This is a genomic window from Paenibacillus paridis (assembly GCF_006345825.1).
Taxonomy (GTDB): Bacteria; Bacillota; Bacilli; order Paenibacillales; family Paenibacillaceae; genus Pristimantibacillus; species Pristimantibacillus paridis.
The window spans coordinates 173671-197534 of record NZ_VCIX01000092.1 but is presented as its reverse complement, the minus strand read 5'-3'; the positions used below and the strand labels follow the sequence as shown (position 1 = coordinate 197534).

The window sequence follows — 23864 nt, the reverse complement described above, 5'->3', positions numbered from 1 at the left end:
CTTTTAAATAATCCCCATTCTTAGGCGAATGTTTTAATGAGCTGCAACAGTCCAATCCACACGAGTTTCAGTATTAACTATAAAGTACTTATCAACTGCACCAATCTTCGACTTTTTCTTTACTGGAAGCCAGACACCATTGGCAGCTGAATTTATATGTATTCCTGCATTATTTAGTCGATTTTAAAAGTCCAGCGGCCTACTTCCCAAAAAATCTGAAATAATGATATTCAAGTCTATTTTTGAATACCGCTTCGAGTATCGGATTGCGAATATGATCCAGGCTCATAACTTCTCTAAAAACGGCTATTATACTTATATTAAGCAACCGGAAAACTCACGCAGCAAAGGGCAGAACTTGATTGAGTAATAAACCATTAATCACGGTTCAACTGCCAGTTCTCGTCTTTCCCAATCCGTTTAACTAATGCTGAATCGATTTCATACATGAGCTCGCTGAACAAATAGCGCGGCATATCTATTGGTCGAATTCTATCATCATCCTTGATATCTCTATAAACGTAACTGCCACGGGCAACTGTGCCTGAACGATAGAATTCCAACTCATAGATCGTAACCGTCTCGTCCTCCATTCCGACTGAAACGCCACTAAACGTTAAATTAGCTCCGATTCCTTGCATTTCGAATTCCTTGAAGTATTCATAGTAACTTCCACCGTCAACGACTGAGCCTTTAGACCAACCGAATTTGTTCATTGCGCCAAGCAAAGAAAATCCATTAATCGTTACGCCTGCATAATCCATCACATTCGTTTCTTCGATGTCTCTGCTTCCCGCGGTAAAGGTAGTCCGATTTAATTGCAAGATAGGCTGTTTGACCTCATAATCCTCAATATGCTGTTTCCATTGCTGCTTCTCTTCATTCCCAATTTCCAAGGGATGAACCAGTCCTATAAGATCATCTGCCAAAAGTTTGATCTCGTTCTCATCGATTGTGCTAAAACTACCGTCCTCGATGTAACGGAACGTTGCTGCAAGCTCATTACCCGTGTACACTCCCCATACGAGCCCGGCCGCAAAACCATGCTGAATCGAATTGTCGATAAACAGTTTATGCCAATCGGCATACGACCACCTTCTTCTGGTCACAAGCGACTGCTCCAGCCGTATGTGAAACGACTCGCGAATAGTCTTTAGCTGTTTTTTTAACTGCTTGAACTTCATATATGCAGCCTCAGCAAGCGCTGAATCATCCGACTCACTAGGAGTAGGGAGGGTTTTATATATTTTCCCGTTCTTATCTGTGATACGCAAGTCATGGCTGAGTAGCAGTTCAATCCTGAATTGCCTTGATCCATAATGTATGGTTTGGCAGCCTCGTGCATCGAAACCAAGAGTCGGTATAACCAGGTCTGCCAGTTCTTCTGTCGAAATCCCTCGTAAGATAGCTGCTTGGGTAAAGGCATCGGCTGCTGCCAGCTTAATCTGCTTAAACTTGAATTTTCTTGAGATTTGATCAATGAAGACGAGCGCTGAATCCATTGGTGATAATAGAAGTGCCCTTACCGCTTCACAGGCGATTGCTCCGCGTGATTCCAGCGGCCATACTTGAATGCGCTCTTGCAGCACCGAGACGACACGCTCATCGCCAAAGGCAGCAGTGAAGGCTAAAACCCACTTTTTATTCGCCTCGGCGCCCTTATTTAGCCAGCGATTCAAAACTTCGTAGGCTAGTTCAGCCAAATCATCCACACGCAGTGGAGAAGCTAACTCATGTGCCTTCCAATTATGGCTGATTTCATCTTGATTGGCATACGCACTAATGATAGCTTGGCATACATGGGCTTCACTCTCGTCCCCTGACTCATAATTGTGAAGTGTAGGCAGTGTAGAAGGCTCAAGCCAGATCAGATTAATGAGTGGCGACGATAATAATTCGGGCTCAATGTGAGAACTCGCAGTTAACTCCAAATTACCTTGCAATTTGTTTGAAAGTAACTCTTTGATTTTGGCGTTCTTCTCACGCGCGTACAGCTCCTGTAAGGCTCGAATCGATTGATCATCATCCCATCCACTAACAAGCCTAACGACACTTTCACGCATATTTGGCTTCTTATGGAAAAGCAGCGGTATAATTGATGTAATCAGATGCGAACTAGATGCGAGCAGCTTCACCGTCTTGTCGCGAACCAGCTTGCTGTCGTCTACAAGATACTGTACCGATAAGCTAGAAAATTGGTCTGTATCATATTGCATAAGCTCGGATAAGATAAAGCATTTTTCTCCAGGAATAGTCTCACGAGTGGTGAGATAATATGCGAAATACTCCGCGAACTGCCCCCTATTGTCATTCAAATACTGAATCGTTTGTTGTGACCAGGCATGACTGTCAGTATCCACCAAATCAATTTGAACAGTCTTAAGAAGGAAAGGAATTAAATCTACCAACTCACCGCCAACTTGTTGGTATGCTCGAAGGAACAACTCAAAATCGAGCCCATTCCTCATCGTCCTGCTACATAAAAAGATGAGTGTGTTTACATCCGTATGAACTAGAAAACAAATGATACGATTATAAAGAATGGAGTGCGGCCATAAATGTTCCGCTGCCGTTAACAACGGTCGGAATGTTTTATTACTCTCGCTGTATTGCAGCCACTTCGACTTTAGCTTCTCTGTTATTGGCGCACCATGGAAAAATCCCATAAGCTCTAGCATGTCTTCTGCAGGTACTTCCTCACTAACGAGAATTCCCTCTATATTATCCAAGAAATTCTCTTCTACCACATCCAGATAAGGATAACCTTCCGTTTCTTCCCATAGAAAGAGACATAAGTATAATGTTTCTAGCTTGGAAGATGCTACTATAGCCCGTTCGTATTCAACACGATCACGAGCAAGTTCTGCTCGAAGCTGTACTTTATTATAATTGTTTGTGATTTGCCTAATATATAACTCTCTTGGCACGCCATGTTTTGCATAATAATTAGGAACCTCGAGCATCCTCCTATCCCAGTCGTACTTAACTGCTGATGAATATTGCCAATAGAAACCTATTGGATCTAGGAGAATAAAGATACGAAGGAGGGACTCAGAGAAAGGAACTGTCCCTTGGGTTATTTCCGCTATATATAAAGCCTGCTGTAGCCAATCTTTGAAATAACTGTACCCCCACTCCACTTTTTTTGCTAACTGTTTAATATCTTCCACTGACGCATTGCTTTGAATGGCTTGCATCACTTCTGTAGCAATCTTGATTGTTTGGCGGTCTGTCATCATTTCGTTCTCGATCCATACCATTAATTCTTTTTCGAATTCGATTGACGTAATATGGCCCGCGTTCCCTGCGATCATCAAGTGTGCCGTCATCATCAACTGGTTGAACTTGTCTTCGAGTTGTAACTGTGCATGAATGAGTTCAGGTTCACGTTCTGCAATATGAGTAATGAACGCAAATCTATGTTTTTCCATTCTTCCGGATAATTCTTCGTGATCAAGAAACCACTGCCATAACAATGCCAGTGGAATTTCATAGCTGCTCATCAGTGTTAAGCAGCCTCTGCGCCACAATGCGTCGTCAACATAACCGCAACTGGCTTCTAGGAACGATTCCTGACCAATATGCAGCATCACCGTGAGCAATCTACCCATAAGATCTGGTTCTTTCTCTTTCTGATGGAGCTTACGGATGTGAGACCATATTTTCCCTACTGCCTGCGGCCGACTTTGCCGAGGGAATTGAATAATAGGCGCATGGTCTGGAAAGATACCACCTTCTTCAACATAACGCGTACAAGCCGCAGCAATTTCTACATCTAAACCAATGTCGATTAACATCTGTTCCAATCCGCTTAACGTCGATATACTTTTGCCCACTTGCTCATCACACCAATCCGTAGTAGTCACGCAACTTGCTTAATTGTCGAATACTTCTAGCAGCATCGATAAACGATTGTAATCGTACGAAAGCCATAGTACCAGCGGCATTATCTAATTGTACGTTCATTCTGCTCAATTCCAATTGCTGAATCATCTCAGTAATGATAGAGCTTCCATAGTTAGTTCAGCCTCATAGAACTGCGGCTTAATTTTGTGCAGGCGACTCATCTCGTCCTCGGTTAATTGAGGTAGCCACCCTTTCCATACTTGCGGGAAATGATATCTTTGAGCCATTTCGTTAACTCATCTGGTGTCATTACGCCAACCAAGACTCCTATCGAAGACCACATCTCGGCCGCGCGTCTCTCGTAGGCTGGCACGACCTCCCTATCTAAAGAAGGAAATATAATAAGGCGGCTCCTTGTCTCCCTAATAGCTCTTGCCCATTTGTACATCCGTTTGTAGGAACCGCCTTCATACAGCGACAATGGTTCGCGATGGGTCAGATAAATGCGCATATTCATATTCCAGCACATTTCAGATAGTTGTTCCACCACTCAACTGAACGCTTAGCAGTGCTTGTACGGGATCTCCCATATAATCAGTAACGTCCAAAATCTGTGTATTGAACAGGACAAGTTGATCACGCAGCATGGGCAATTTTTAGAAGATAGACGCCATAACTGCATTATGGATTACATTGTCGATTATGCTCCGGCTCTGATCAACCAGCGTAATAATCTTCCATGGCTGATGAGGTATTGATCTATGATGGAAGTAAACCTTCTCAATAAAGAGCTTCTGCTGCTTTAAATCATAGGAATGCTAAAGTTTCTCCTAGACCGTCAAATGATATTTGTTTTTCTAAATAGACAATTATTCGTTCTTTATGATTTTCGGTTAGTTTCGGCTTATCTTGAACGTAATACTTTTCTTCATATTTCTGGACAAAGCTTATCGTTTCTTCTTGTGTAATTGGCTCTAGCATTTGTATGGCACCTTATCCTTTACCGTAATAAACAATTAGATAGTTATGGAAATAGTATACTATATTTGTATATGTGAAACTATTACAAACAGTAACACGCCTATAGGTTCTACCGTTATTCTTAATTGTATATCTGTTATAGTATGACTCTTTGGAAAAATGAAATTGAGGTGTACGTTTTAACTCGATTTAGATAGAGTTCTCATAACAAAAGGCCACTCCTGACGGAGCAGCCCTGTATCATTTTTCATTCTTATCTCTTCACCTTATAAAACTCATGATAAAGCTTCATCAGCGCCCTTTTCTCAATCCGCGACACATAGCTCCGCGAAATCCCCAATTCCTTCGCAATCTCCCGCTGCGTCCTCTCATCCCCGCCATGCTCCAGCCCGAAGCGCCCGATGACTACTTCCTTCTCGCGGTCATCAAGTATATCCAAATTCTTATATATCTTCGACTTTTCAATTTTCAACTGCACCTTATCTACAATATCATCGGCCTCCGTACCGAGGATATCGATCAACGTAATCTCGTTGCCTTCCTTATCCGTGCCGATCGGATCATGCAAAGAAACGTCCTTGCGTGTTTTCTTAAGCGACCTTAAGTGCATAAGTATTTCATTCTCAATACAGCGAGCCGCGAACGTCGCGAGCTTCGTGCCTTTCCCGGTCTGGAAGCTCTCAATGGCTTTGATCAATCCAATCGTCCCGATCGAGATCAAATCCTCGAGATCCTCACCGGTATTGTCGAATTTTTTCACTATGTGAGCGACTAAGCGGAGATTATGCTCAATGAGCAAGTTACGGGAACGCTGATTGCCTTCGGCCATGAGCTGCAGATGCTTGGCTTCTTCCTCCTCTTGAAGAGGCTGGGGAAACGCATTGTTTTTGACATAAGAGACGAGCAGGGTAAGCTGTTTAATGAATAGCGCTATCGCTGAGAACAATCCAGGCATTGAACCGTACACCCCCACGTTGTATTACCACTGCCCGGATGCCTGGGTAGGCCCTCCGTTTGTGGCGAACATTGAAGTCTGTTCTTTAATGTATGTGGGTAGATGCCCAGATGTGCATGTACGCGGAAAGCTATATTATTTACTTGTCGCTTCGAGATCAGATACAGAATCTAAGGTTTGTTATACTCTAAACGAAGCGACAAAATAAACTTAACCCACGGTTCACTGTCGCATATTTTTTGGCAAGCGTTTATAATTACCTCACCACATCAAAGGCTGGCTTCGCAGCCCACGGAAGGAAGACAACTCTCCATTGAAAGCAACTGTGAATGTACAAGAGCACATACTGGTCTGGAGTGATGCAGCGCTCAAAATCATGGATGTACGGCATATCGTCATACAGGCCGGCGAGTATGTACGCCCTTACCTGTTCCCTGCCAGCGCCTTTCTGTACGTTACGCATGGCAGTGCAACCCTGAATTTAGATGGAAATGAGCATGCTGCTAAGCGTTTCTATATGCTTCATGGAGGCAAGGGTACCCGCCTTGACATCATCCTTACGGATGAATCCTTTCATTATTACCTGATTTTCTATAAAGCCTCCTTACCACTATCTGGCGTGCAGCATACACTTAGCCATACGGATCGACAAATGCCATTCCGCCTCCAGTACGGTTTTATTCCGCTCCACCCTGCCATCCTCTACGAACTGGCTGAGCGCATGCTGGGCGAATGGCTTGAACAGGGACGTTTGGAGCGGCTCCATGTCAAAACCCTATTTTATCAATTTGTATATGAGCTGCTTCGACAAATGGATCAGCAGCAGGTCAGCGTAGTCAGGCCAAACCTTACCTCTCAGCTTATTCGATATATGCAGGAGCACTATGCCGAGCCGCTGACACGGGAAACACTCGCGCACACCTTCCACTACAGCGTCCCTTATCTGTCCAAGCATTTCCGACGCGAAACCGGTGCAAGTATCATCGACTTCTTAATTCGCATTAGGATGAACAAAGCAGGAGCGCTGCTGCAACAAACCGATTTATCTCTGCAAGAGATCTCAGCTAGCGTAGGCTATGCAGACGTATCCTATTTCATCAGAATGTTCAAAAAGCATACCGGAGTAACGCCAAAGCAATTCAAAGATGAGTCCGTACAAGTAGCGAAAGGCTCTTATCGTCCTATTATTAGGCTTGGATCATCTATTGTTCCGCGCAGAATTCGTCGTTATATTGATATCAGAGATGATAATCATTATCAATATAGCGAAAAAGGAGATTTACTGATGTATAGAAGCAAATTGCCTGTAGGAATTACGTTGCTGCTTTGCCTAACCCTATTGCTTAGCGCATGCTCCGGACCAACGAACACGAAAGGTGCGACTGGCTCTGGCACTACGCAAAGCCCAACCGTAGGCGCAGAGAATAATTCCAGCAACGCAGCCATTGGAAATACAACCGGCAGCTCGGAGATGGTAACCTATTCGGCTGTAAACGGCGACGTGCAAATCCCCAAAAACCCACAAAGAATCGTAATGGTGGCTGGAGCCTTCACTGGGCATCTGCTAGCACTTGGCCTAAAGCCTGTCGGAACCGGTGATGAGTCCTTTACTAGCTATACAGAAGGAAAGCTGGACGATGTTGCCAACATCGGAAACGATGTACCCTACGAGAAAATAATGGAGCTGCAGCCAGATTTAATTGTCGTCTGGAACGACGCTGAAACGATCGAGAAGCTGTCCAAAATAGCCCCGACCGTCGCTGTTGATTACGGCATACCTCTACGGGAGCAATTAATGGATTTTGGCAAGATGACCGGCAGAGAAGAGCAGGCTAAAGCATGGATTGCAGAGTGGGATGCTAAAATCGCCGAATTCAAACCGATCGTGGAGCAAGCGGTAGGTGATCGCACCGTCTCGATCTTCGATTCGGGAAGTGCCAAGGAATTTTATGCCTATGGCAGCTTTGGCAGAGGCGGCGATATCATTTATGGGGAGTTCGGTCTGAAAGCACCGCCGATTATTCAGAAGGAAGCGATCGACAGCGGCCAGGGCTGGGCCAAGCTCTCGCTTGAGCTGTTGCCGGAATACGCAGGAGATTATATCTTTATTAGCGGTTGGACAGGCGATGAGAATGCCGCTCCGGTTTTCGAAGGGAATGTCTGGGATAACCTTCCCGCTGTCCAGAATAATCATGTTTATCGCGAGAACAGCCGCGGCTTCGTGTTTAGTGACCCGATATCGTTGGAAGCCCAGCTTACCTTTGTCGTAGACAGCTTAACAAAAACAAAATAACATGCCGTAGACTCAAGGGTTATGAAAGGCGAGGAGCAATCCTCGCTCTTTTACGTTTCTCTATATAATGAAAAGTGAAAAGCTTTCGCGTCTCAAAAATCCTTGTAAATAACCGCATCATTTCTCGTTCTTGTACCAGCGCAAAATCTCATTGAAATCGGATTGCGAAATACCGACAATCCGATATTCCTTCGGGCGGGAAGGGGAATCGATGACCATCCGCAACCTTTTGATGCCGAGCCGGCCTTGCAGCCTCGTATGGGATAAATGAATGGACTCCGTGGCCTGCCGTTTTAGATAAACCGTCGTTTCATTAAACCCAGCGCGCCGTAAAATAAATAAATTCCCCTTGAAGCTCCATTTCGTATGGAGATGTGCATATCTTTGGTAGCGGTAGATCATCAAGAAGAGTGGCATAGCAGCAAGCGTCCATAATGAAAAATAACTTCCCATAAGTATTGCAACAAATAGCACCATTACAGGTGCAATCATGCCATGAAGCATAGCTCCCTTTCGCAACGGCTGCTCTGGGCTGGTTAGGTTGAATTCAGGCAGCAGCTCGGCGACGGCTTCGGTTAATTCACTGTCCTTGATCGCTGGAAGCAGCATTTTCTGCCGTTGTCCGCTTTCATAGCCGATACAGTCGAGCCAAACGGATGAATAACCAAACAAGCGCCCAAGCATCAGCTTTTTAACCCGAATGGCTTGAATCTTGTCTACTTTAATATGCGCTGCGTTTTTATTAAACCAGCCATAATGAATATGAAGGAAAGAGTCCGCTCGCGAAATTTCCCAGCCATGGTAACGAATTTGCATCAGGAACAATGAAATTAACCAAGACAAAACGGCGCTTGCAGCCAAAAATCCGAGGACGTACAAGAGAACAAAAGGCAATTTGCCATCATTCAGCTCACTCCATAAGCTTCGCTCGAACAGATCCATTAAACCCGCTTGCGGCTCACTGGAATCAGGATACAACTTTGCCCATACATATTGCATAATCGTCGAAACGAATGGAATCCCGAGCCAAAAGGTGTTCGTGCTAATGGATAACATCCAGATCTCCATGGACGATATGTTCCGGCTAAGTTTATTCGTACGCTTCTTTACAAGGCTATCTCTGTTTAAACGCGAAGCCATTGCATTCGCCTTCTTCATCACCAACACAAGCTCGGCGTCCGCGCTTGCATTGCTGTCTGCCGTATATAGCTTCATTTTCACAATGCCCAATAAGCGATGCAGTCCATTTTGCTCCAACGTTACATTATTGATATTGGCCAAAGGGATTGTCCTCTGCACTTCCGTTAACACGCCATCCTTCAAGTGCAGCGTTTCCTGATCCATGCGATAGGTATTCTTGTACCACCCGATAACCGCCCATCCGCAAAACAGTGCTGCAATCAGTCCAGCCAGCAAGTAAACCCAATAGGGCTGTCCTCCACTTTCGGCTTTGATCTCCCGATATGCAAAAATAGCCAGCGGAATAATCGTATAGCGAATTCTGGTGTACATCTGATTCAGAATCGTGATCGGATGATGGCGATTAATCATAGTAGACATGCGTATCCTCTCGTTTCGCTAGCTGAATAATTTGCCTTCTTAGCTTTTCTGCATCCTCTTCAGGCAGACCCACAATGATGCTGTCATCTCCAGCCGTCGTTATGCATAGCTCAGAAATGCCCAATCTTTTACCAATCCGGTCCTGCTCCTTATCCACATATTGCACCCGGCTGATCGGAATAACGGTGGAGCTCTCCCGCCAAAAATTTCCCCAGTTAATGACGAGCTCGTCCTCCGTTAACCGGTAGCTTCGCCTCTCATATTTGTACTTGACGCCGATGAGAATAAACAGCATGCCGCGGACAAAATAATAGCCAATGGCAGCAATTGAGCCATATAGCAGTACATCCCATGTCTTTAGCCAAATAAGATATACGACAAGCGGTATCGCGCATATCCCTATTTTCCGGGCCATATAGAGCATTTGATAAAACTGCCAATACTTAATCACGTTTGGGTGTAATTTCTGCTCCATCCCGTACCCCCTCTTGTGAACATTTTGATGAATCGGCTGTTGCCGTCCTTTGGCAGAGCGGCGAGTTTCATTCCGAGAAATGCAGAGAATATATACAATTAGGAATGCTTCCTTTATTCAAAAAAAACAAGCTGCCTTCGCCATCCGTTGGCAAAAGCACCTTGTTTCCTTTACGCCTGTAAGCGAAAATGGTTCCGCTATTTCTTATCTACTTGAAGCAGCCGCACGGTTTTCGTAGCAAAAGTATCCTTCAGCCTGTCCTCGGTGATGACGTTCAGCTTAACCAGGCTTGCGATTTTAGAGGTGTCGGGCTTGGAAAGCAGCCGCCACAGCTCTGGATCAGGCAGCGCCTCGAACAGCTTGTTATCGTCATATTCCTTGCGCTCCTGCAGGACGATCTTTACCTTGTGGCTGCCAATTTCAAGCTCGCTCGCCTCCTGCGCAGCTAGATAAGCCAAAATGTCGCTCCGCAGCTCTGACAGCTCCTGCTCTATTTCTTTTTGCTTTTGTTTTTGCTGATAATATCTTCGCACCGTTTTGTCCATCCTCATCACACTCCTCTTCTACTACATACATATGAGAAGGAGATTGGTTTTAGGACATGTCCACTTTAGTGATTAGACTAATATACATCCTTTCTGGTGAACACCGTAAAGGAAACAATGAGGGAACCTAGCATCCACGCTGCAAGCACGGCAAGCGAGAAGCCCAGCGTCATGCCTTCGATCGGTGGCGCAGAGCCGCTAACATAGTCCATCAGGCCAAGATTGACCATGAACAAATACTTGGCGGAGTCCCATGAAGAGACCATATTGCTAAGGATCGCACCCGCGATCAAGCAGGCCAGCATGGTGCCCATGCCCGCTGCGCTGCTCCGCATCAGAATAGACAGCATAAACGACAGCGTTCCGACCACGATAGAGATAAACCAGGCAAGGCCGAACTGCTGAATAATGTACTGCCACTGCGAAACGAGGCGAACCGCCGAGATGTCCAGCGTATCCCCTTGTGTGGAGAAGCCGGTCAGTACCGGCGCCGACCAGCCTTGATTCCCAAACATAATGACCGAGATGATATAGGACAAGATCCCGAATAGGAAAATGACCAAGGAAACGGACAAAATCAAGGCGATATATTTGCTGAGCAAAATTCGGAATCGGCTTACCGGCCGGGTCAGCAGCAGCTTGATCGTCCCCATGCTCCGCTCCGAGGAGACCAGATCCACCGCGATGATCATAATGAGCAGCGGCAGGAACAGCTCCGCCGAATTTTGCACAAACCCTCTCATAAAGGTAGGAGCGCCCGGCTCCGCAGGATTGACGTCATGGTCCAAATAATATTGCGATTGCTTGATTTGGATCTGAATTTGTTCGCGCCATTGCCCGGCACTGCTCAGTCTATTCTGCATATCGACGATTTGCTGCTGCAGCTCGGTGCGCCAATCGACAGTGCCAAGGCGTTCCTTAATGGATTCGGCCTGCTTCACCTGCGCATAGGAGAACATCGAGAGCAAAGCAATAATAATGATTGAAATAATGACAAAACGGCGTTTGCCGACTAGCTTCGTCATTTCATTCTGAACGAGATTAACCAATCGATTCACCTCCTGTCAGCTCAAGGAACAAGTCTTCAAGCGCCGGAAGCTTGCGGTTCATCTCCAGCACGCTGACTCCCGCATCTACCAGCTTCCGGTTCCATTCCCCAACTAGAAGCTCTGCATACGTTGTCGTGACCGTTTCCTCGGTCTCATCCAGAACGGTCGTCTGCTCGCTAAGCACCGCCCTGCCCAGCTCATGCGGCAGCAAGCGCCATACCAACCGCTCTTCGCTCGACAGCAGCTGCTGCACCGAGTCTACCCTAATAATTTCACCCTTCGAAATAATGGCTACACGATCGCACATCAATTGAATCTCATGCAGCAAATGGCTGGATACGAGCACAGTGAGCCCTTCTTCCTCTGCCAAAAACCGAATAAACGCACGCATCTCCCGAATGCCTGACGGGTCAAGTCCATTCGTGGGCTCGTCCAGGATCAGCACATCCGGCTTGCCGAGCAGCGCCTGTGCAATGCCCAGCCGCTGCCGCATGCCAAGCGAATACGTGCTGACCTTATCATTCATCCGCTCCTGCATCCCTACCAGCTGGACGACTTCATCTATGCGCGCCTGCGTAATGCCGCTGATCATGACGGCAAAATGGCGTAAATTTTCCATGCCGGTTAAGAATGGATAAAGCTCCGGATTTTCCACGATACAGCCCAAATGCCGCATTGCGCGCGTGAAGTTTTTCGCTATATCCAGCCCGCAAATTTGAATGGTTCCTGATGTAGGCTTAATCAAGCCCACCAGCATCCGAATGGTGGTCGTCTTGCCTGCGCCGTTAGGCCCGAGAAAGCCAAATACCTCGCCGCGTTTGAGCTCAAAGCTCAAATCCTTTATAATGGTCCGCTTGCCGATGACCTTGCGGAGCCCTTGAACCGATAAGGTGATGTCGCTCATGATTGCCCTCCCACTCCGGTAATAAGCGCCGCTACCCGCTCCGCCATCAGCTGGTATCCTTTTTCATTGGGGTGAAAATGGTCCGTAAACAAGTAGTCGTTCACATTTTTCTGGAAGAGATCATAGGTCGGCACGAACACCGTCCCCGGGTCCTCCGCCAGCTGCTCCGCCGTTTTATAGTTCCAGCCTCTAACCACTTCAGACAAGAGCGCCCCATTCTCAAACTCGCTAAATGGATTGTACAAGCCTAACAAGTAGACAGTGGCATCTTTATTTACCGAGCGTATGCTCGTCATGATGGCTTTGAGGTTAATCAGAAAAGCGTCCTCAAGCCCGGTAATGCTCGCTTCCGACACGTCCGACAAGGTCTGTCCGCCGAGGAAAAGATCATTGCCTCCGATTGTCATCAGAATGACGTTGGCTTGTCCAATCTGGCGTCCTATTTCCTTCTCTTGCATCTGCTCGGCAAGCCCTGGGGAGGTTAACCCTTTAATGCCCAAATTAATTAAGGAAATATCCGTTCCTTTTTGCTTTAGCATATCGCCGATATAACCTACGTAACCCTTGCCTTCAATATCCCCCGTGCCTCTGGTTAAGGAATCTCCCAAAGCAACGATTTTTACCTGCTCCACTGCAGCAATAGGCTGCTCCGATACGGATGGTGCCGTGGCTGTACTCGTCGTTCCGATCAAATAATCCTTCACCGCCCAGCCAAGCCCAAATACCCATAGAAGGCAGGTAAATGCGGCGAAACCAGTAATCCAACGAACCTTTTTACTATGCATCCCATCTCACTCCCTGCTCTCATGCTGCTGTTACTTCTGGAACCAATCCCTGATTTGCTGCTTCATGTTCGCTTTATGCTGCTCAAATTGCTTTTTCCGGTGACCATTCGCTCCTGAAGGATGAGGCATTTGGAACAAGCACCGCTGCGAATCTATCCAACCTTTGTCTGCAAAAAGCTGCACCACCTCGGCTACCGACTTGCCAAGGGGGATAATCAGCGCATCCTTAACAGCCAGCAGCTCCGGCAGGAAAATGCTTTCCGCATAGCGGTATAATGTCTCCGACTTTAAAATAGGCGGGCTGTGGCCGGTATAGTTTTTGCCATCGATAAACACCGGGTACCTAATCGCAGAGGTCGTGTGCAGCAAATCCCGGCGCTCCTCAAATAGCGACCGGCTGCTGCCAAGCCCAAGCCATAAAGGCAGCTCCAGCTGATTCAGCATTTCGATTAAATGGGTTCTCATCGAGCCTGCGAAGCTGGCAAGCGCTTTGGCGCGCTCGTCAATCTGCTCCGCTGGCACGCCCTCCCGCAGATCGTCCCGTGCGCTCCGAATAGCGACTTCCATTTGCGTAAAACCCGGCGTAATGCCGATAATCATCAGTTTCGCCTTCACATTCACATATTCATACGGTACATAATAAATGGACATCGCTCCAGCCTCTTCAAGAAGCAGCTCCTTTACAAAAAGTTGTTCCTTAGACAAGCGCCCAGAAGGAAGCGACCGGATAAAGGGTTCGTATTTTTCAATTTGTGTCACGCTGCTTGCCCCTTCCATTTGGCCGCTACACATTTAGTTCAACCATGTTATGCACCCGTGAAGGGTAATCGGTAATGATGCCGTCGATCTCGAATTTCAGCACCTCTTTCAAATTACGGTCACTATTGACCGTCCACACCCATACCTCACGGCCCAGCTTATGCGCGCGGTCAACCAGCTGCTTCGTCAGCATCACCTGCTCGATCGTATAGAAATCAACATCAAGGAGCGAAAGATCGCCTACTGCAAAATAAAGAATTTGCCCGATCTGAATATCCGGGTTAAGCAGCCTAATTTGTTGAAGCGTCTCGCGGTCAAACGACTGAATATAACAATCCTTGACCATATCGAACTGCTCGATAAGCGCCACAACCGCTTTGGCCAGGTCCTCGCCGGGACCATACGGCTTCAGATCAATAATCAGCTTCGTCTTTCCCTGAGCTTCTGTGAGAACCTCGGCCAGCATCGGAATGCGGTCGAATTGTTCCGTTTCATCCTCTTCGTTCACGTATCTGCCTATGCTAAGCCTTGCAACCTCGGCATAATTCAACTCGCTTACCCGCTTGGCATTACCGGTCAATCGCTTCAAATTATAATCATGATGCAGCACGACAACGCCGTCTTTCGTCAACTGGACATCAATTTCTACGGCATTCGCTCCTTGCTCCATAGAACTGCGGACCGCACGCATCGAGTTTTCCGGCGCGTCCTGCGTATCGCCGCGGTGTGCGGCTATCAGAACGCTCCATTTGGCATACACAAGGTTATCGTTCGCTGCATAGCTGACCGTCAGCGCCAGCGCCAAATATGCCGCAATAATGGATACGTACAAGACCCGCTTCCGGGTTCTTCGCGCCATAAAAGCGTAAAACCGGCTCTCCATCGCTCCCAAGATCCAACTCTTATAAATACGCAATTGATTTTGTGGCTTTTCCCCTTTGCGGCGTCTGTAATGATAAAATTGGCGCGTCAGAAAAATAACGTTCACAGGCACGAGCATCAAGGTGAACATGTACGTTAGCACCGTAGACAAGGTTAACGAATAATGGTCAGTAATCGCTTTGAGCACATTGATATTCAACCATGACGGCAAATACGCAACCGAGGAAATAACCATGAAACCAAGCGAGAAGATGACTGCGTTCACCAAAAACAAATGAATTAGAATCGACAAGCGCTTGCCCTTCGTCAGCACAAGGCTGCTTCGGATCGCCATCCGGATCGATTTGCCCTCGATCATAATGAAATGCAAGACAAATATCCAGCGCAGGAACAGATACACGCCAAGCAGGAACAGCAGCGCATACAAGGCCAGCATCGTGTACGAAGAGCTGAGTACTCGGCTATTGAAGAAGATCGGCGCATTAAACTGAGCATATAACGAGGTTGATAACGGCGAATCAATAAACGGCACCAGAAACAGCAGGAAGAACAATAGCTGGATAATACCAAAACCGAACAGCTTCGGCGTATGCCGGAGCGTCGTCACAAGCGCATCGGCAATCAGAATATCCTTGCCAAAATAATGCTGCTGCGCAATCGTAATGACAACGCCAAATTCAATAAATAAAACAAACATTGCGACCAGGCAAATGGCAAGCAAGCCCGCTACTCCGGTATAGCTAAGCCCGATTTTGAATACATCGCCATTCAATACCGATCCAGAGCCAACCACCCTAAGGATTCGGTTGAAAATAAACGAAATAATCGGAACAATAACGAAGCTCGTGAGCAGCATAAATAAATATTCAAACAAAAGATGTTTCTTATAGGTATCGCGAAAGTCACGGATACTTCTTCCGAATAGTTGAAGCATGGTCATTCATCCTGTTCCTTATGTAATGAAGAAATTACGAAGCAAGCCATATCTACAGGTGCTCCTCTTTCTATTATAACGTATGACCCCACCCCTACGTCTAATCGGTATCCAAAACAACAAAAGTACTTCATTAAACGACAATGCCGGCCATTCAATAAAAAGAATGGCCGGCATCACGTTGACAATCCGATTAGTTTACTACGAATTCGATAATAATTGGAGTTCCGGCATCAAGTGCATCGCCGCCTGGGATCGTGATTGCAGTTGTTGTTACGGTTGAAGTATCTGCTGTTTGAATCAATCCATTAATATATAGATTGTAATAAGCAGGCTCCGTTGGAAAAGCAGTTGCAGCAACACCAGCGTCATTTGTAGTCGCTGTCGCAAGAATATTATAAGCGACGCCTACACCTGTCCCGTCTCCTGCTGTAGCACTGAACCTTCTAGCAGCCATAAAGGGTTTTGAAATAGCCATTTCTATCACCTCACTCTCTCAACTAGCTTATGCTAGATTTAAAAAAGAGGAAGTTCTCATTCGTGGAAATTTTCAACTACTTTTTCTATGATTTTTCAAAAGCCTGAACAATAAACTCAATGAGTTGGGATTTTAATAGGTCTCCCTGCTCCCCTTTATGGTACATATCCGTTCCGTGATATCCACTATCATTCACAATGAGCTCTTTATCCGTTGCTCCAGATGCTTGATATAATTGACGCACATGCTTTTCAATCGCGCCTCCGTAATCACCAGGTGAAAAAATAAATAGGGAGGGCGATTTAATCTCCTTAACACTTGGAATTGCATCATGGGGCCCGCATTGTGCAGGAGAAGAAAGAATAATTAGCCCTTCAATAGGCAGCTCTTGGCGATCCCCTGCAATAATTGCCGTTGTACCGCCACAGGATGCTCCCGCCAAAAATACTTTTTCTGCACCTAGCCGTTTAAGTTCGCTTAAAGCTGCATCTGCGTCACGATCTATAGGTTCATTATCCTCATTCGTTTTCTGCGAGGCACCGTGATTGCGATATTCAGGAATAACGACTAGATACCCTTTTTCCGCCAGTTCCGTTCCCATGTCAAGAAAAGAGCAAATATTATACCCTTGCTCGTGTGCAAGCAAAACGCCTCTCGTTCCGCTACCAAGCACAAGCGCTGACAGATACACCCCATCACTGGTAGTCAATGTAGTGGCTTTATCACGTAATTCATTCTGCACGCAGCTATTCACAAGATGCCCGTTAGCCGACTTCACCGTTCGATCCGGCCAGGCAGGATCATACTTGGCCGGAGGATTGGATGGTTTGTCCGTCACTTCGGGAGGTGGTGTTACATTGAAGCTCTCGGTTGCAGGTGGCGTATTTTGAGGCTGATTACCATTAGAATCAACTCCATTTGAAGATACCGGTTTTGTTGTGGTGCATCCTGTAATGATTACTAATAAAAGAAGCAATACAAGCACCACTTTTGTTTCATTTAAAGATACGTTCATAGATTTTCTATACCTCCTACTCTTTCCATCATCTGCTCGTTCCCCATTACTCCTCTCTGAATTCCCTTCAATTATTAAATATAGCCCAGAGATATCACCATTTCATGAACAACTTGTCAACAAATTGTCTCAGCGTAGTATAGAAAAAAACCCTTGCTGCACAAGGGTTCAAGGCAATTCTGAAGAGGTAATGAACGGTTCACATAATAATCTGAACTGCGAAAGTAACCATTTCAAGAATAATGGGTGTACCAGCAAACATCGTTTGGCTTCCAAGATGAATGCTGATCGCATTTTCATTTAACATATATAGTCCACTTTCTTGCAATAACCCATTGATATAAACATTGTTGTAGCTATTCGGAACATTTTCAGGAAAGGAAGGAATGAATTGTCCTTCATCGTTTGTAAACTCAGCAGCTGGGATAATCAAGAGTGATTGAGCATCCGAGCCGAGAGTATAAAAAAACCGTTGATTCGTCGGCAAAATCATAATGTCAGGAACAATAACTGTTCCCGGCTCGCCTTGGGGTCCTTGTTCACCTTGGAGCCCTTGAATCCCTTGAAGTCCCCGAACTCCTTGAAGCCCTTGAGGTCCACGTTCGCCTTGGAGTCCTTGTGGACCTTCTGGACCTTGTGCTCCTGATGGGCCCTGTACGGAATGTTGGCCCCTATCATTGGGTTGCTCATTGAAACGAACAACCTTTTTATTACGCCTTTTTCTACTAGATGATCCGAGACCATATGTTTTTTTAATACACCCTTTTTTGGCAGGGGAATGGGAGTATCTTATTTGGAGCACGGAAGTCATATCCCCATTCTTTCTAAGTAGTCGTGTTCTTCCATTTTTCTTCTTATTAGTAGCGGCTATTTTGCTCAACCTAATTCACCCCCATTAATCGATATAAGGTATGATATGATTCGATCTAATGACGGTATGGACGAAGCAGCCATAACCACTAGTCTTCAGCCTATTTTAAATAAAAATAGGCTGAGAATCTTGAACTCCATTTATGAATATCCTTATTTAAGGAGATATTTATAATAGGCTGGAAATTCTCGTATGATGGAGTAAATATCTCTAAACTCAACGATTTTGGCATGAGCTGCGTACACTTCTTTTATATCCATTTTTCTAAATGCTAATTTTGTCCTGGCTACATGAAAATATTGAGTAATCACCATAACGGAGTCTACTTGCAGCTCCTCCATAATCTTGCTGGTATTTTGGGCGGTCATATAGGAGTTGTAACCATTGTTATCCTCAATAATTTGATCTTCCGGCATCCCCTTATCCATTAAGTAAGATGTCATAACCTTTGCCTCATCGAAGCCTTCCTTACCTATGCCGCCACTTACAACGATAAAATTAAAATAGCCCCCGTTATAGAGTTCTAAGGCTGTATCTAATCTTGCTTTTAACCGCTCGGAAGGCTGTCCATTCACTTCTACTTTATTTCCTAATACTACTGCTAAGTCAACCGGTCTCAATTCATCATTCAATCCATCTATACTTACGAAAGCAGTGTGAATGATAAACCAGAGGAAAAAAATGGCTACTACAATACAAAATCGTTTTATGAAAACTCGGTTCAATCTCTCACCTGCTTCCTCTCCTTATCAAGCCAATGATTTTATACTCATTTTACTAATAATGGATAGATGATGCAAAAGAGGATTTTGTCCTATTTTTTAAATACAGAAAAACAGCCGAAGAGGCATAGAAGCTCTGCTCGGCTGTTTATCGTTTATTGCATAACGGTGCTAGAACTTCTCTTATTGAATAGAGAGAGCTAATAGCTTATGAATGATGACCGCTGCCTGTGCCCTCGTTGCTGCGCCCTTCGGATCGAAAACGCCGCTGCCCATCCCTTCAATGATGCTTGCCGCCTGCATAACGTCTACGGCCTCAAGAGCATAGCTGCTAATAGCTGCTTGATCCGCAAACGCGGCAGTTGAAGCCCCGCTGCCTGGCTTCAGCTTGAGAAGCTCAGAAACCCGATAAGCCATGACGGCCATGTCCTGTCTCGTGATCTGATCATTTACGCCAAAGCTGCCGTCCGCTTTGCCCTGCACGATGCCAAGCTTTTCAGCTGCAGCAACAGAAGCATAATACCAGCTGCCTGCTTTTACGTCGCTTAGTCCGCTTCCCGCTGCTTCATCTGCAAGATCAAATGCGAACATTAGCATTTTTAGAAACTCTGCTCTGCTCACCTTCTGGTCCGGTTTAAACGTATCGTTGCCTACTCCATTTACAATGCCTCTCGCGGCAAGCGATTCGATTCGATCCTTTGCCCAACTCAATCGTGCAATATCGGTAAAGCCCGCAGCTGCCGGGGCGGCCGCGTACTTGCTAAAGTGAGCCGGTTTAAATAGGGCTTTGCCCGTCGAAGCTTGGTATGAGCCGTTTTTCAAAATTTGCTGCTCGTCACTATCACCCAGGAAATAAACGACAACCAAATTCGGATTTTCTCCCGCACCCAGCGTATAATCAAGCGCTACCTTCAACCCCCCGTTAAAGTCACCGACAGGCTGTCCGTCTACCAATAGCGCAAAGTCATAAACCTCATGCGTGCCGATTTTGTCCCTCTGACCTGGAGATAATGCAGCTTTATCCACCAAACGGACAACAAGCTCCAGCTTCGAGGAGGCATCGCCAAGCTTTGATACAATCAGCTCCTTATCAAGCGTAACGACTGCCAATCCCACACGAATCTCGACTTGCTCAATCGTCTTGCTAACCGCTGCTTTTATTGCTTGTACTGGCAATACAACCTGCACAGCAGTTGCAGCAGCCTTCGGCTTCGCCTCAAGCACAAGCTTTGAGCCTGCTGCCGTGTCAACGGCTTTAACCACATCCACCTCATCGATTGCCGCCGTTGCCTTGCCACTGGCATCGACATTTACGCTGAGCGTAACACTGCCGCTGCTCACCACTTTATCTGGCTGCGTCACTCCAGCGCCACCCGTTCCGCCAGGTGTGCCGGTCGTGGCAGAGTTAATCGTAACCACCGTTGTAGCGCTCACCCCTGTACCATCCAAGGCTCCAGCAACTACCTTCACTTTGCCAACGGCATTAGCCGTTAACAGCCCATTTTCATTCACGCTAGCTAACGTTGTCGCCGTTCCGTCTTCACTATAAACTGACCAACTAACGGATTGATTCGTTGTAGCTGCGGGTGTAAAGACTGGAAGCAGCTGAAGCTGTTGATTCACTGTGACCTCGCTTGAAGCGGCCGATAGGCTCAAGCCTGTGGCTTGAATCGTATTGGTGCGAATATTCGGCTGCTCAGGCGGTTCCATTCCCGTACCTAGGAAGAAGCTCGTATGCGGCGGTTGATTGTAGCCGGTATTTTGCCAAGCGACTCCCAATCGGTATACGGGATCATGCATGAGCGTAGGGATGCGGTGCTCCGTCACATCTGTTGTCGCATAGATGCGAAGCGCGCTGCTGTCCTCTGTGCGCAAAACAACCTCTTCACGCCAGTCGCCTAAAATATCCGCCTGTAACACCGGGTTTCCTTTCGTATCGTTATTGGAGTACGTTCCCTCAAACTTTACTAACGGAACCAATTGATTGTTCTCATAGTCCCATTTGTCGATTTTCGGTATGCCTACTCGGGATGGATCGCCCTGCCATTCATGATCAAGCAGCTCGCGGCTAAGATCCCCGTCCCACCAAATCGCAAAATTCGAGGAAGGGATACGGTTTGAGATTTTCTCACCCGTCGCCGCGAATAAGCTGCCCGTTGCACTGTTCCATTCGCCATCGATGGACCAAGCTTCCGCACCTTCGTAACGCGGATCAATATCGGCTGACAAGCCTCTCCCTGTATCGATTCCCGTCTGCAGCTGGCCCCATAGCACCCGGCCGGTGCGGGCATCCTTTACGTTGGATGAATATTTGACGCCCGTATCCTCTTGAACAGCAAAGAGTTCCAATCCTAAACGGTTAGGATTCAAATTGCCTAAGTGCATAGCGTCGCCATGGCCTAACCGCGAGTTCCATAGTCCCGTTCCATTATCATCAATCGCCGTCGCGCCGGTAATAATCTCATCCCGGCCATCTCCATCGACATCCGCAACGCTGAGCTGATGATTGCCTTGTCCGGCATAGCTTTCGTTGCCCGCGGTCTTTGAATCGAATGTCCACAGCTTCGTCAGCTTGCCGTCTCTCCAGTTGTAAGCAACCAATACCATGCGAGTATAATAACCGCGCTGCATAATGACGCTTGGCCTTTCGCCATCCAGATAAGCGATAGCAGCTAGAAAGCGGTCTACACGGTTGCCATACGTATCGCCCCAATCGCCAACATTGCCACGTTCCGGCTCATACGCCTCCGATGCCAGGGCTTTGCCTGTGGCGCCTTCAAACACGGTGTGAAACTCCGGTCCGGTCAAAATATAGCCGCTGGCATTACGGTAATCCGCATTGGCATCGCCAATGACTGTGCCTACGCCATCAATGGTGCCATCTGCCGTGCGGAAGGTGACCTCCGCTTTGCCGTCACCATCTAGGTCATAAACCATAATGTCCAGGTAATGAGCACCTGCGCGGATGTTTTTGCCTAAATCGATCCGCCACAGCTGCGTGCCGTCCATTTTATAAGCATCGACATACACATTTCCCGTATACCCGCTTTGAGAGTTATCCTTCGAGTTGGTCGGATCCCATTTCAAAACAATTTCATATTCCCCATCGCCATCCAAATCGGCTACAGTCGCGTCATTGGCACGATAGCTGTAAGCTTCGCCGCTTGGCGTAATCCCGTCTGCCGGCTTCTTGATCGGCACATTCAAGTAATTCATATCCCATACGGTTGCCGTTTCCGATTGCCGCTGCTCCACGCCGTCTATAACAGCCCGGACAAAATAAGTGGAATTTGTCGTACCTGCTGCATCCTCAAAGTTCGTACTGCCCGTAATCGGACTAGCATTGACTTTAACCCCGTTACGGTAAAGGTTGAATGCAATCGAGGAAGAATCGGTACCGAGCAAGCGCCAGCCCACGTATACATGATTCGCTTCTTTGACGGCTACCAAGCCGCGATCCAGATTTTCCATTTGGCGCGCGGCAAGCTTCAGTGGAGAGGCGCTTATCGTGACGCCTTCAGATTCCGATATTTCTTCACCTTCGTATGCGAAAGCTCCTTTGATCACAAAGCTGTAATCGGAACCATTCACGAGCCCACTAACGGTTGAAATATATTTCCCTTTCGGAACCGTATCCACGAGTACAAGCGAATCATCATTTTTTAAATAAATGCGAGTTTCCAGATAGGCGGGGTCCGCAGGCTGCTCCCACCCCAGCAATATCTTTCCGTCTCTCCCCTCTGCTGCCAGGTAATTCACGTTGGGCGACTTCGCGAGCCTGTTTACCTTTACTGTATAGGCTTTAGCAATTTCCGTATATTCCTTGGAGGTCGCCGATACGCGGATGCTTGTTTCGTTTCCAATGATGGCTACTGGCAAGGAATCTCCGCTTGTAATCGCCGCATCCCCCACTTTCAGTGTTACGCCGTCCGGGTTGCTGGCAGCAGAATAAACCGACAGCTCCGATACCGAGTAAGGGATTTCCACCGTATAGTTGTCCACTTTAGGATTGAATGGAGGGACTAGTGGCAGAGAAGCGCCACCCGAATGGATGCCTAGGCTGCTTAAGGCCAAATCCAGTGATGTCACGCGAACATTCGTTAGATTAAAAGCTCCTCCGCCCGCGTTTACAAAAAAACCGAAGCTGCTGATTCTCTCGCGCGAGCTATAGAAAGCATCCGGCCAAACGACCGTTTCATCCGTCGTCAAATCCGTGATCGTTGTCGTGTATTTTTGCTGCGGAGTATTGAATACCATTTTAAAACGGTACCAATGCGTCGTATCGTAATTGATTTGGTTGCCCGCCGCCGCATTGTGGCGCTTGATCACGCCTGCATCCAGCTGGTAACGCAACGCTGCCGAGCTTGTCGCATTGATCTTTCCGTCCATGACCCATAACGTACCGCCCTTGCTCGAAGGCATATTCACATCGAACTCAATGATTAAACCTCCATTTTGCGCGGCGAACCGTTGCCCGAAATAAGAAGAGCCGGTCGCGTCATGTTTCATTGCTAAATATGTTGAGCCCGTCACCGTATCTTCAGCCAAGCTTACAGTGGGAGCAGTCCCTTCCTTCGTCCAGCTATTGCCAACGCCAATTTCAAATTTGCCATCCGGGTAACCGCTAAAATTATCGGAAACGAGAGCTGTGTCCGCCGCATGCGCAGCAGGCAGGTTCAACGGCAAAACAAGTGACATGACCAGTACAATACTTAGAAGCTTCGAAAAAAGCGGCTTCTTCTTCCTGTTCTCTAACCTTCGCATTTCGTTATTTACCTCCCGGAAAATCTGATTGTAGACAAACTTTTCC

The 23864-nt window shown here is 46.8% G+C and carries 18 protein-coding genes; 1 reads left to right on the top strand and 17 read right to left on the bottom strand.

Annotated elements, in window-relative coordinates:
• Positions 1 to 377: 377 nt before the first annotated feature.
• From FJQ58_RS23055 to sigK, 4 genes are all read right to left on the bottom strand, one after another.
• Complete coding sequence (locus FJQ58_RS23055; RefSeq protein WP_139997172.1) at positions 378 to 3797, bottom strand: DUF4132 domain-containing protein; 3420 nt, start codon at positions 3795 to 3797, stop codon at positions 378 to 380.
• A 281-nt stretch (positions 3798 to 4078) separates the two neighbouring features.
• Positions 4079 to 4396: a hypothetical protein gene (locus FJQ58_RS23050; protein WP_139997171.1), complete on the bottom strand. Its 318-nt coding sequence runs from the start codon at positions 4394 to 4396 to the stop codon at positions 4079 to 4081.
• Positions 4397 to 4653: 257 nt separating this feature from the next.
• Entirely contained in the window at positions 4654 to 4827 is a 174-nt protein-coding gene (locus tag FJQ58_RS32420; RefSeq protein WP_162341717.1) for a hypothetical protein, read from the bottom strand.
• A 253-nt stretch (positions 4828 to 5080) separates the two neighbouring features.
• On the bottom strand, positions 5081 to 5782 hold the full coding sequence (gene sigK / locus FJQ58_RS23045) for an RNA polymerase sporulation sigma factor SigK (protein ID WP_139997170.1): 702 nt from the start codon (positions 5780 to 5782) through the stop codon (positions 5081 to 5083).
• A 313-nt stretch (positions 5783 to 6095) separates the two neighbouring features.
• Here sigK and FJQ58_RS23040 point away from each other — a divergent pair, with 313 nt between their 5' ends.
• A complete protein-coding gene (locus FJQ58_RS23040; RefSeq protein WP_139997169.1) occupies positions 6096 to 8075 on the top strand; it encodes an AraC family transcriptional regulator in 1980 nt (659 codons plus the stop codon).
• Between the two features lie 117 nt (positions 8076 to 8192).
• Here FJQ58_RS23040 and FJQ58_RS23035 read toward each other — a convergent pair whose 3' ends face one another.
• The 13 genes from FJQ58_RS23035 to FJQ58_RS22975 form a co-directional block, all read right to left on the bottom strand.
• Positions 8193 to 9635 (bottom strand): PH domain-containing protein, encoded by a 1443-nt coding sequence (locus FJQ58_RS23035; RefSeq protein WP_139997168.1) that lies wholly within the window; start codon positions 9633 to 9635, stop codon positions 8193 to 8195.
• On the bottom strand, positions 9619 to 10110 hold the full coding sequence (locus FJQ58_RS23030) for a PH domain-containing protein (RefSeq protein WP_139997167.1): 492 nt from the start codon (positions 10108 to 10110) through the stop codon (positions 9619 to 9621). Before FJQ58_RS23030 ends, FJQ58_RS23035 begins: the two co-directional genes overlap by 17 nt.
• 197 nt (positions 10111 to 10307) lie before the next feature.
• Entirely contained in the window at positions 10308 to 10655 is a 348-nt protein-coding gene (locus tag FJQ58_RS23025) for a hypothetical protein (RefSeq protein ID WP_420799859.1), read from the bottom strand.
• A 77-nt stretch (positions 10656 to 10732) separates the two neighbouring features.
• The gene (locus FJQ58_RS23020; RefSeq protein WP_139997165.1) at positions 10733 to 11704 is read right to left on the bottom strand and encodes an ABC transporter permease; all 972 of its coding nucleotides are present in this window, start codon (positions 11702 to 11704) and stop codon (positions 10733 to 10735) included.
• The gene (locus tag FJQ58_RS23015; RefSeq protein ID WP_139997164.1) at positions 11697 to 12608 is read right to left on the bottom strand and encodes an ABC transporter ATP-binding protein; all 912 of its coding nucleotides are present in this window, start codon (positions 12606 to 12608) and stop codon (positions 11697 to 11699) included. The genes FJQ58_RS23020 and FJQ58_RS23015 overlap by 8 nt, the downstream gene beginning before the upstream one ends.
• A complete protein-coding gene (locus FJQ58_RS23010) occupies positions 12605 to 13393 on the bottom strand; it encodes an SGNH/GDSL hydrolase family protein (protein ID WP_139997163.1) in 789 nt (262 codons plus the stop codon). The genes FJQ58_RS23015 and FJQ58_RS23010 overlap by 4 nt, the downstream gene beginning before the upstream one ends.
• A 30-nt stretch (positions 13394 to 13423) precedes the next feature.
• The gene (locus FJQ58_RS23005; protein ID WP_162341715.1) at positions 13424 to 14152 is read right to left on the bottom strand and encodes a hypothetical protein; all 729 of its coding nucleotides are present in this window, start codon (positions 14150 to 14152) and stop codon (positions 13424 to 13426) included.
• Between the two features lie 25 nt (positions 14153 to 14177).
• Complete coding sequence (locus FJQ58_RS23000) at positions 14178 to 15968, bottom strand: glycerophosphodiester phosphodiesterase (RefSeq protein WP_139997161.1); 1791 nt, start codon at positions 15966 to 15968, stop codon at positions 14178 to 14180.
• 193 nt (positions 15969 to 16161) lie between these two features.
• Complete coding sequence (locus FJQ58_RS22995) at positions 16162 to 16446, bottom strand: DUF4183 domain-containing protein (RefSeq protein WP_139997160.1); 285 nt, start codon at positions 16444 to 16446, stop codon at positions 16162 to 16164.
• A gap of 85 nt (positions 16447 to 16531) precedes the next feature.
• The gene (locus tag FJQ58_RS22990) at positions 16532 to 17461 is read right to left on the bottom strand and encodes an alpha/beta hydrolase (protein ID WP_139997159.1); all 930 of its coding nucleotides are present in this window, start codon (positions 17459 to 17461) and stop codon (positions 16532 to 16534) included.
• A gap of 199 nt (positions 17462 to 17660) precedes the next feature.
• Complete coding sequence (locus FJQ58_RS22985; RefSeq protein WP_139997158.1) at positions 17661 to 18341, bottom strand: DUF4183 domain-containing protein; 681 nt, start codon at positions 18339 to 18341, stop codon at positions 17661 to 17663.
• A 143-nt stretch (positions 18342 to 18484) separates the two neighbouring features.
• On the bottom strand, positions 18485 to 19057 hold the full coding sequence (locus tag FJQ58_RS22980) for a YdcF family protein (protein WP_139997157.1): 573 nt from the start codon (positions 19055 to 19057) through the stop codon (positions 18485 to 18487).
• Between the two features lie 180 nt (positions 19058 to 19237).
• On the bottom strand, positions 19238 to 23818 hold the full coding sequence (locus FJQ58_RS22975; RefSeq protein WP_139997156.1) for a rhamnogalacturonan lyase family protein: 4581 nt from the start codon (positions 23816 to 23818) through the stop codon (positions 19238 to 19240).
• Between the last annotated feature and the right edge of the window lie 46 nt (positions 23819 to 23864).